Source organism: Kitasatospora sp. NPDC007106 (assembly GCF_040634455.1).
Lineage (GTDB): Bacteria > Actinomycetota > Actinomycetes > Streptomycetales > Streptomycetaceae > Kitasatospora > Kitasatospora arboriphila.
Map to the genome: position 1 here is coordinate 1 of NZ_JBEYFP010000177.1, position 10,401 is coordinate 10,401.

The window sequence follows — 10,401 nt, forward strand, 5'->3', positions numbered from 1 at the left end:
GCCCGTACCCCCCGGACGGGCGGCCGCCGGCGGGCGGTTCGGTGTTTCGCCGCAGGGGCGGCCCGACCTTCTCCGCCCGCTTCTGCTCAGTCCATGACGAGCTCGCCCTTCGCCACCCGGGTACCCAGCCGGACGGCGAGCTTCAGCCCGGCGTCCGGGTACAGGCGCAGCAGCGCCTCCTCCGCGTCGGCCGCCTCCTCGGCCTTGCCCACCTCCCGCTCGAAGGCCTTGAGGTAGTCACGGGTGAAGGCGATCGCGCTCGCGTCCGGAGTTGCCGCCGGCATCCGGTGCCCGGCCACCACCATCATCGGATCGAGCGCCTCCATCGCGTCCAGCAGGTCGATCCAGGCCTCCCGCCGGCCGGGGTCCGGGGTGTCCGCCGTCCAGGCGTGCAGCCCCTGGTAGAGCGCGACGCCGCCGAGCAGCACCCGGCTGCGGTGCTCCCACAGGAAGTGCCGGTCCGGCAGCTTCGGTTCGAAACCGCGCACCTCGAAGCGGTGTCCCTCGAACTCGATCACGTCGCCGTCCAGCGGCCGCAGCCGCGGCGGCCGGGTCGGCAGCTCGCTCCCCAGGTGCGCCCAGGTCGACAGCTTCGACGGGTACGTCTGCGCGATGTGCTCGATCACCAGCGGATGCGCCAGGAACGTCGCCTCCGGGAAGGCGTTCTGCACCTCTTCGGCGCCGAAGTAGAAGTCCGGGTCCCCGTGGCTGACGAAGACCGTGGTCAGGGGCCGCTCCATCGCCCCGACCAGCTGCGCCAGCTTCCGCCCGTCCGAACGGGTGAACCCGGTGTCCACCAGCATCGTCCCGCGCGCGCCGGCGATCAGCACCGCCGTCTTGTGCATGGACGACTCGGGAAGGTCGACGACGGCGAAGTCCAGCCTGCTCATGCCGGCTCCTCGGGTGCACGGAGCGGCGCAGACGCTGCGCCGCGGCGGGGCGGGGCGGGGTCGGCTCCCCGACCAGCGTGGGCCGCCGGCCGGTGCACCGCATGTCGACCCTGCGACCGGCGTGGAGCCCGCGGGGACCGCCCGTCCCGTCGCCCGGCCCCGGGGGCCGGAGGTCGCGGACGCCCGTCCGGCCCCGGGCCGGAGGTCGCGGACGCCCGTCCGGCCCCGGGCCGGAGGTCGTGGACGCCCGTCCTGCCGTCCGTGCCCGGGACGGTCCGGGCAGCTGCGAGGATGGCCGTATGACCGGCGAACCCCTCCCGTTCCCGCGAGAGCCCGCCGAACCGGCCCCCGGCGCCGTCCACCTCCCGGACTGGCTGGACGCCGCCGAGCAGCGCGCGCTCGTCGAGGCCTGCCGCGACTGGGCCCGGCCGCCCGCCGGGATGCGCACCGTCCGGATGCCCACCGGAGGCCAGATGTCGGTGAGCACCGTCTGCCTCGGATGGCACTGGTACCCGTACGGCTACGCGCGGACGGTCGTCGACGGCGACGGCGCCCCGGTCAAGCCCTTCCCGCCCGAACTCGGCGCCCTCGCCCGCCGCGCCCTCGCGGCGGCCTACGGTCCGGACGGCCTCGCCGCCGTGCCCGGTGCCGCCGGGTACGAGCCCGACATCGCCGTCGTCAACCACTACCCGCACGGCGCGCGGATGGGCCTGCACAAGGACAAGGAGGAACGCGTCGACGCCCCCGTGGTGTCGCTCTCGATCGGCGACGGCTGCGTCTTCCGGCTCGGCAACACCGAGACCCGCACCCGGCCCTGGACCGACCTGGAACTGCGCAGCGGCGACCTGTTCGTCTTCGGCGGCCCGGCCCGGTTCGCCTACCACGGCGTGGTGAAGACGCTGCCCGGCACCGCCGACCCCGCACTCGCCCTGGTCGGGCGGCTGAACATCACCGTCCGGCAGTCCGGACTCGCCTGAGGCCGTTGCCCTGCGGCTTCGAGGCCGCCGTTGCCGGGCCGTTCCGGGCCGTCCGCGCCGGTCCGGCGGTCGGTTCCGGTGGTTGTTCCGGTCGCCGTTCCGGGCCGGACCGACCGCGGATTCCGATCCGGACGGCGGGAATTCCCCGATCCGGAGGAGACTTCTCGGTAGACGTAGAGCGCCGGGCGGCGCCGCACCGGAGATCCCGGGCAGGCGTCCGGCGGCCTGGAGAGGACACAGGACATGGGCACGCCCGTCGACCAGCTCGTCGACCTGCTCGATCTGGAACAGATCGAACTCAACATCTTCCGGGGACGCAGCCCGGAGGAGGCCCTCCAGCGGACCTTCGGCGGACAGGTCGCCGGCCAGGCCCTGGTCGCCGCCGGCCGGACGGTCGACGGGGACCGCCCGGTGCACTCGCTGCACGCCTACTTCCTGCGTCCCGGCGTCCCCGGCGTCCCGATCGTCTACCAGGTCGACCGGATCCGCGACGGACGGTCCTTCACCACCCGCCGTGTGCTGGGCATCCAGCAGGGCCGGTCGATCTTCGCGCTGACCGCCGACTTCCACCGCCCCGAGCAGGGCGGCATCGAGCACCAGGACGCCATGCCGCAGGTCCCCGGCCCGGAGGAGCTGCCCAGCGCCCTCGACGAGGTCGGCTCCCGGCTCGGCGAGATGCCGCCGTTCATCAGCCGCCGCCAGCCCTTCGACATCCGCTACGTCGACCGGCTGCGCTGGAACAAGGAGGAGCTGGCCGGGGTCCAGCCGCGCAGCGGCGTCTGGCTGCGGACCAACGGCGAACTGCCCGACGACCCGCTGATCCACGTCTGCGCGCTCACCTACGCCAGCGACATGACGCTGCTCGACGCCGTCCGCGTCCCCGTCGAACCCCTGTGGGGCGAGCGGAACTTCGACATGGCCTCACTCGACCACGCGATGTGGTTCCACCGGCCGTTCCGCGCCGACGACTGGCTGCTCTACCAGCAGGAGTCACCGATCGCGCACGGCGCCCGCGGGCTCGCCCGCGGCGAGATCTTCGACCGCAGCGGGCGGCTCGTCGTGTCCGTCGTCCAGGAGGGCCTGTTCCGGCCGCTCACCGCACGCTGACCCGGCGGGCGCGACCCGCCCGCGAGCCCTTGCGGATCCGATCCGCCACCGTTACGCCACCGCTCAGGCACCGCTCAGGAAGGACCGCCGATGACCGCCGCAGAGACCGCCGCGGAATCCTGGCAGCGCTGGACCGAGGCCCGCGCCGCCGCCGTCAGCGCCCAGCACGGGCCGCTCGCACTGACGGGGACGCACTGGCTCGGCCCGGACCCGGAGCAGATCCCCGGCCTGCCGGGCGAGTGGTGGGCCGCCGACGGGGTCGTCCGGCTCGACGCCAAGGCCGAGTACGGCATCCGGCTCGAATCGGCGGCCGCGGCCGGGGCCCTTGACGGCGAGGTGTCGCTGCGGCCCGACACCGACCCGGCCCCGGAACGTGCCACCCTCGGCGAACTGCGCCTCGTCCCCATCGAGCGCGAGGGCGAGCTCGCCCTGCGGGTCTTCGACCCGGACGCCCCGGCCCGCGCCGCCTTCGCCGGCATCGACACCTTCCCGTACGCACCGGACTGGGCCGTCGCCGCCGTCTTCACCCCGTTCGAGAGCGGCGACCGGGCGCTCACCGTCCCCAACGCGGACGGCAAGGAGCGGCCGCTCGCGGTCACCGGGCAGATCGCCTTCACCCTGTGCGGCGAGGAGTACGCGCTGACCGTCAGCCGCTCCGGCGGCCGGCTCAGCGGCGTCATCGCGGACGCCACCAGCGGGCACGAGACCTACCGCTTCCGGTTCATCACCCTGCCCGCGCCGGACGCCGACGGCCGCACCGTGCTCGACCTCAACCGGGCCCACCTGCCGCCCTGCGCCTTCGCCGACCACTTCATCTGCCCCTTCCCGCCGCCCGGCAACCGGCTGCCGGTCGCCGTCGAGGCGGGGGAGCGGCACGTGGTCACCGGCTGACCGTCCGTCCTGCCCGGTTCGGCGGGCCGGGTCGACGGGCCGGGTCGCCGGGTCGTGCCGTCCGGGCGGTTCACCAGCGCATCCGGACGTCCTCGGCCCAGCCGAACAGGTCGTGGACGGCGATCCGGCTGCCGTCCGCCGCCCGGACGCTGCCGCGGTAGTGGCCGAAGCACTGGTCGGTGCGGTTGGCGAGCAGACCCGCCTCGGTGCGGGTGCGGCGGTCGTGGAACGGGGTGAAGACCAGGTCCACCCCGTCCGAGCCCAGGGTGCGGACCGTCCACGGCGCGAGCGGGTCCGCGAGGTCGTACGACCAGGCGAGCTCCTCGCCGATCCGGGTGAGACGGCCGTCCACGCAGAGGGCGTTCTCGGTGGTGCCGGTGCCGACCGTCCAGCGGCCGCCGAACTGCAGGCCGAGCGTGCGGCCGTCGTCGGTGCGGCCCGAGGCGGCGCCCCAGTTCCAGTGCACCCTCCGCGGCCAGCGGCCCCGGCCGTGGTCCAGCACCGCCCAGGCGTCGTCCGCCGCCCCGAACGGCAGTGTCTCGTCGCCGATCCGCAGCGTGCCCCGGGCCGGGCGGGCGGTGTGCTTGGAGGTGTACTGGAAGCGCCGCCCGTCCCACGGGACGACCACGCCCAGCGTCTCGTGGCCGTCCGGCAGCGCCGCGAACACGTCGATCTCCACCGGCCGTCCGTCCGGCGCCACGCAGCGGGCCCGCAGCCGCGTACCGCCCGCCTCGCCGAGGACCTCCACCCGGACCCGGCCGCCGGTCGGCCGCTCCGGCCCCACCACGACGTCGGTGCCGCTCCCGTTCGACCCGGCGATCGCCTCCGGAAGGGCGACCCCGCGGCCGAACGGCACCAGGGCGGTGCGCTCCGCCTCCCAGGGGCGCGTGCGGCCGGCCGGGCCGTCCCAGCGCAGCACGTACACGCTGTTCAGCGCCAGGAAGTCCAGATCGCTCACGGTCAGCGCCACCAGGTGCGTCGGCGCGGCCACGCACCAGTACTCCCAGCGCTTGGTGCGGCCCCAGCCGCGCAGGTTCGCCCGGTGCAGCGGCCGGCGTGACCAGCCCACGGCCGCCGGATCGAGCCGCCCGTCCGGCCGGCAGAGGTCGACGGGGGCGGTCAGTTCGCGATCGGAGGACGCCACGGCGGTCACCGTAGCGGCAACCCCGGCGGGACGGGGTGAAACGTCGTGGTCGAACATGGTTGACCATGTCGACCGATCAGCCGCAGGCCCCCGAAGCAGCCCCGCCCACCCCCGCCCACACCACTGGCCCCGCGGCGGACGCTGCGGATCCCACGGTGGATGCTGCGGACCCCACGGCGGGCACTGCGGACTTTACGGCGGGTACTGCGGCCCCGGGGCGGCTGCGGCGGATCGTCCGCGGTGCGCTCGCCGACATCGGGCCGCTGCGCGACATCCCCGACTACCGGCGGGTCTGGTTCGGCCAGACCGTCTCCTCGGTGGGCCAGCAGATGACCGCCGTGGCCGTCGCCGTCCAGGTCTGGGACCTCACCCGGTCCAGCTTCGCCACCGGCCTCGTCGGACTCTTCTCGCTCGTCCCGCTGGTCGCCTTCGGCCTGTGGGGCGGCGCCGTCGCCGACACTCTCGACCGCCGCCGCCTCGGCCTGATCGGCTCCGCCGGCCTCGCCGCCGTCTCCGTCCTGCTCGCCGCCCAGGCCCTGCTCGGCCTGCACGTCGTCGTCCTGCTGTACGCGGCGGTGGCCGTCCAGGCGGGCTTCTTCGCGCTCTCCTCGCCGGCCAGGTCGTCGATGATCCCGCGCCTGGTGCCGCGCGAACAACTGCCCGCCGCCAACGCGCTCAACACCGTGAGCATGAACCTGGGCATGACCGTCGGCCCCATGCTTGGAGGACTGCTCATCGGTGCGTTCGGGGCCCAGTCCGCGTACCTCTTCGACGCGGTCGCCTTCAGCGCGACGCTCTACGCGATGTGGCGGCTGCCGGCGATGAAGCCGCAGAGCGACGGTGCCGACGGCAGCGGACGCAAGGGGCGGGCGTCCGTCCTCGACGGGCTGCGCTTCCTCGCCACCCGGCCGAACCTGCGCACCAGCTTCCTCGCCGACCTCGCCGCCATGATCTTCGGCCTGCCCCGGGCGCTCTTCCCCGCCATCGCGGTCGGCTTCTACGGGGGCGGGGCCGGGACGGTCGGCCTGCTCGTCGCCGCACCGGCCGTCGGCGCGCTGGTCGGAGCGCTGTTCTCGGGGTGGATCGGGCGGGTGCACCGGCACGGCGCGGCCGTCCTCGCCGCGGTTGCCGCCTGGGGGCTCGCCATCGCCGCCTTCGGGGTCGTCCGCGAACTGTGGCTCGGGCTGGCGCTGCTCGCGGCGGCCGGCTGCGCCGACACCATCAGCATGATCTTCCGCAACACGATCATGCAGGTGGCGGCGCCGGACGACATGCGGGGCCGCCTCCAGGGCATCTTCATCGTCGTGGTCGCCGGCGGGCCGCGCCTCGGCGACTTCGAATCCGGCACGGTCGCCACCCTCACCTCCTCCGTCACGATCTCCGTCGTCACCGGCGGGCTGGCCTGTGTCGCGGCCGTCCTGCTGCTCGCGGCGCGGCGCCCCGCCTTCCTCCGCTACGACTCCCGCAAGCCCACCCCCTGACCAGCCACGACACCACCCGGCCCCGCCACCCGAAACCTGGCAGCGAGCACCCCTCCACGTGCTGTATTGTTTTCCACGTCGCCGGGAGACCGGGGGCAAGGTCGAGAAGCCGAAGATCACCTGTCAAGATCGGTGAGCCGAGGCAGCGAGACCACGGGACGTGGCGCAGCTTGGTAGCGCACTTGACTGGGGGTCAAGGGGTCGCAGGTTCAAATCCTGTCGTCCCGACAGAAATGTCGGAAGCCCGCTAACCTGGATAAATCCAGGTTAGCGGGCTTCTTCGTGTTGGTGCCGACGATCTGGATGCAGGTGCTGCTGCGTGGTCGTGGGCGTCCTGCTCGCGGCGATCTTCCGAAGCAAGTCCAGTTTGGCCTCGGCGTCGGTCATTCACTTTCAAATCCTTGAGCGCAAGGGCGACTGGCTGCCAGCTCCAGTGCCATGATGTGTGCCATGGTGCTTCACGTGGGGGTGGCGGCGCTCCGTAAACGGCGGACGCAGTTGCGGGAGAGCGCGACCAAGGTGGCGGACGGCGGAGATGCAGTCACTTCTTGCCTCCTCCTCTTCTACGCGGCGGAGTGCGCGCTCAAGGAGAGGGTGCTGGCACGTCGAGGACTTCGTGATACTTCGCATCTTGAGCCGACACATGATCTCTGGAAGTTGGCGAAGGATTTAGGTATGCCGCGGCGCCTCGGTGCTGCTCTGCAAGGCATGAAGAACTGCCGGGCTGTCGGGCAGCCCGGAGTGAACGTGGCTCTGGCCGACCTGCATCAGGCCTGGCGTTACGGCGTGAGACTGCATGCCGAGGACGAGAAAAAGGCCCGTGACCTGCTAGACGAACTCATCTCCTGGTGCGAGCGGGACTAGGGGGCCGAGTCGTGGTAGAACCTGGAAAGCTGGAAATTATGGACAGCGGAATCGTCCCCCCCGGCCACCTCTTCAGCTGGGTGGATGTGGATGAGCATCTGACCAGGCTGGCCTTGGCAGGGGAGTGGCCCGACTGGCTCCTCGCCGCAGACAGCTGGTGGGATTGTTTGGAACTGGTCACCAGGACCAGTGTTGCCCCGGAAACAGTGAAACAGTGGCTCGACGAAGCGTTCGGTACCGGATCGGCAGGGTGGGCTGACGGCGACCTCTTGCTCGGCCTTGACGATCCCCGGACCACCGAGTTCACCGGACTGCGCGTCGAGTTCAGCGTGGACGCTGAACATGGTGCGGCGAGGAAGCGCGTCCCGTTGCTTCGCGAGAAGCACATTACCCGCCAGCTGGCAGAACCTCTTCACCGGCCTGCTGTGCCGACATTCGCAGGCGATGTGCAGGTCATGGCGTTCCACTCATTCAAGGGGGGGGTCGGTCGGACGGTGCACGCCGTGGCAGTCGCCGACAGGCTGGCACGAAGTGGCGGAAAAGTTCTGCTGATCGACGCCGACCTTGAGGCCCCCGGCATCACCTGGATGCACAAGGAGCAAGGCGGGCAGTGCGACTTCACCTATGAGGACTTCATCACTCTTCTCCAAGGCGGAGAGAGTAATGACTCCCGGGGAGCGATCGACATCGCAGCTGCTTACCTGCCGAATCAGCAGGCCGGCCACTATGCGAGTGGCGGGAGCATCACTGTTATGCCGTCGAGCCGCCGCGTGACGTTGGCCCCGCCCCGTATCGAGCCGGCGGACCTTCTTACCCCTGAGCGGTCGGTGTATTTCGTCACGGAAGCTCTGGCTGCACTGGGGGAACGGCTCGGGGCGGACACGGTCGTTGTAGACCTCAGAGCCGGTGCTTCCGAACTCTCTGCACCAGTGCTCCTTGACCCCAGGGTGCAGCGTGTCTTCGTTACGACTCTGAGTCATCAATCCCTTGCCGGTACAGAGATGATGGTCCGCCAACTCGGCCGGAAGGCTCCTACTGTTCAGGGTATTGACCCTGCAACTTCGATCATCGTCACCCAGTATCGAATGGACACTCACACCGTTCAAGCCGATGCCGCGCGCGGCCTCCTTTCGGCAGCTCTTGGAAGTGCGCTTCGCGGGCCGGAGGATACTGGCGGAGATGACACGGAATTCGTTGATGCGACGCTGCTCGCCCAGCCTGTACTGAGCCCGTTCAGGGAGGAGCTTCTCGCCCTTCCTTCTTCCTGGGACGCGGTGCTGGACGTGATTTCGTCGTGTGGAGTCGCTGATGGACTTGAGTCCCTCCTTCCGGTGTCGGCGCCCCGCATGACTGGTGTGTCCGCGTCCGGGGTGGCGGTGGAATACAGTCGACTGCGACGTAATCTGGCCCGGACCGCCGAGAACCTCGTCTACGCGGAGCAGAGCGGACTCTCTTCGGCCGGGGGGTTCCTCGTGACGGAACCCCTCCGTCGCCTGCTCGCCGACCACCGGACCGAGCTGCCGCAAGCCCTCGTGGTGGGAGCGAAGGGAGCCGGTAAGACCTTCATGTACGCGAAGGCGTGTGCAGCGCGAACATGGCGGACGTTCGCGACGCAGTCGGGGATCCAGGGTGTCACAATCGAGGCACCCATTGTCCCGGTTCTGGAGTCGGCGAACCTCGAGTACGGGGATCTTGAGCCGCAGGACTTGCGTGATGCTTTTGCTTCGGCGCACGGGAGTGTGTCACGGCGGGACGTGGTTGCGTCGAGTATCTCGGACACGGTGAAGGCTGGTCTGGCCAGGCTCGACGGTCGGGATGAACTTGGTTGGCGCAGCTTGTGGTTGGAATGTCTGGCCATGGCCTGCGGACTGGAGTCATCCGAACACCAGCGTCCGGAAGAGGCATTGATCGACCTCGGTCGACGGGCCAAGGCGGTCTTCGTGATCGACGGCCTCGAGGACCTTCTGCAAAACCTGGACAGTGAGACGAAGCGTACGGCCCTGAGGGTTCTGCTGATCGATGTTCTGGGATGGCTTCGCTCGCTTCGCGGCCGGCCCTTCGGGCTCGTGGTCTTCGTCCGCCGCGACCTCGTTACTGGAGCAGTTCGTCAGAACAGTGCACAACTCCTCGGTAGGTACGATCACTATGCCTTGCATTGGAGCAAGGATGAGGCGCTGCGTCTTGCGCTCTGGGTGTCTGCATCTGCCGAAGCGCTACCTGAACCCCTTCCTCTCTCCGGCATCACCGATCTTTCGACCGATGAGCTGATTGACAGTCTTATTCAGGTCTGGGGTTGGAAGATGGGCAGCGAGAAGTCTCGCGAGGCGCGCTCCCACCTGTGGGTTCCTGCCGCGCTCGGGGACTTCAATGGTCAGGTGCAGGCGCGCGACGTCGTCATGTTTCTTGCGGTTGCCGCCAAGAACTCTGAACAGTACAACGACACTGTGGACGATCGCGTACTTGTTCCCACTGCCATGCGTAAAGCCTTGCTCGAATGCAGCAGGAACAAGATTGCCTCGGTGGGGGAGGAGGACAAGGAGATCGGTCGGCTGCTGGTCCACATGCAGGGGCTCGGCCACTCCGTCCTGGTTCCCTTTGAACTCGAGCAGGTCGAGCTCACTGTTGCGGAGGCAGACCTGCTTATTGATTCTGGAGTCTTCAGCAAGGGCTCTGACGGGCGCTACTGGGTGCCGGAGATCTATCGGCATGGTCTTGGATTCAACAGTGAGCGCCGTGCGCGTGTGCTCTGGTAGCGGCGATGGGTTTCGTATGAACGAGGACAGTCTTGGGGGTGGGCCGCAATCTGCATGAGATTACGAGCCGCTGCTGCCGGCGCGCGGAAGGGGGCCTGTGCGGGGCGGTTGCTGACACGCGTGTGTGGTAGGTGGGGGGCGAGTGGGGCCCGCGGGTCGCTCGAGACGTAGAAATTGCGTCCGCCGACCGGGGCCTCGCTTAGAGGAGCTAACACAATGCTCGGACGCGTCTGTAGGTGATCACGCAGCAGGCCAGCTTGAGGAAGGCCTCGTGGATGTCGTCGCGGATGTCCC

At 70.1% G+C, this 10,401-nt stretch carries 8 protein-coding genes and 1 tRNA gene; 7 read left to right on the forward strand and 2 right to left on the reverse strand.

Annotation, left to right across the window (positions count from 1 at the left end; genetic code table 11):
• Positions 1 to 86: 86 nt before the first annotated feature.
• A complete protein-coding gene (locus ABZ641_RS16575; RefSeq protein ID WP_344626938.1) occupies positions 87 to 890 on the reverse strand; it encodes an MBL fold metallo-hydrolase in 804 nt (267 codons plus the stop codon).
• A gap of 299 nt (positions 891 to 1,189) precedes the next feature.
• On the opposite strand from ABZ641_RS16575, the gene ABZ641_RS16580 reads away from it, so the two are divergent.
• The 3 genes from ABZ641_RS16580 (at position 1,190) to ABZ641_RS16590 (ending at position 3,865) form a co-directional block, all read left to right on the forward strand.
• Positions 1,190 to 1,867 (forward strand): alpha-ketoglutarate-dependent dioxygenase AlkB, encoded by a 678-nt coding sequence (locus ABZ641_RS16580; RefSeq protein ID WP_359982520.1) that lies wholly within the window; start codon positions 1,190 to 1,192, stop codon positions 1,865 to 1,867.
• Positions 1,868 to 2,110: 243 nt separating this feature from the next.
• Complete coding sequence (locus tag ABZ641_RS16585; protein WP_344626940.1) at positions 2,111 to 2,974, forward strand: acyl-CoA thioesterase II; 864 nt, start codon at positions 2,111 to 2,113, stop codon at positions 2,972 to 2,974.
• Between the two features lie 90 nt (positions 2,975 to 3,064).
• Positions 3,065 to 3,865 (forward strand): DUF1684 domain-containing protein, encoded by an 801-nt coding sequence (locus tag ABZ641_RS16590; protein ID WP_359982522.1) that lies wholly within the window; start codon positions 3,065 to 3,067, stop codon positions 3,863 to 3,865.
• Positions 3,866 to 3,935: 70 nt separating this feature from the next.
• On the opposite strand, the gene ABZ641_RS16595 is transcribed toward ABZ641_RS16590, so the two are convergent.
• Positions 3,936 to 5,009: a DUF2804 domain-containing protein gene (locus tag ABZ641_RS16595; RefSeq protein ID WP_359982525.1), complete on the reverse strand. Its 1,074-nt coding sequence runs from the start codon at positions 5,007 to 5,009 to the stop codon at positions 3,936 to 3,938.
• Between the two features lie 221 nt (positions 5,010 to 5,230).
• Here ABZ641_RS16595 and ABZ641_RS16600 point away from each other — a divergent pair, with 221 nt between their 5' ends.
• The 4 genes from ABZ641_RS16600 to ABZ641_RS16615 all read left to right on the forward strand — a co-directional run bounded on the left by ABZ641_RS16600 (position 5,231) and on the right by ABZ641_RS16615 (position 10,107).
• Positions 5,231 to 6,490, forward strand: coding sequence for an MFS transporter (locus tag ABZ641_RS16600; RefSeq protein ID WP_359982533.1), 1,260 nt, complete (start codon positions 5,231 to 5,233; stop codon positions 6,488 to 6,490).
• A 154-nt stretch (positions 6,491 to 6,644) separates the two neighbouring features.
• Positions 6,645 to 6,718: transfer RNA gene (locus ABZ641_RS16605), tRNA-Pro, on the forward strand.
• A 222-nt stretch (positions 6,719 to 6,940) separates the two neighbouring features.
• On the forward strand, positions 6,941 to 7,354 hold the full coding sequence (locus ABZ641_RS16610; RefSeq protein ID WP_359982527.1) for a hypothetical protein: 414 nt from the start codon (positions 6,941 to 6,943) through the stop codon (positions 7,352 to 7,354).
• 38 nt (positions 7,355 to 7,392) lie between these two features.
• A complete protein-coding gene (locus tag ABZ641_RS16615; protein ID WP_359982530.1) occupies positions 7,393 to 10,107 on the forward strand; it encodes an AAA family ATPase in 2,715 nt (904 codons plus the stop codon).
• The last annotated feature ends 294 nt before the right edge of the window (positions 10,108 to 10,401 follow it).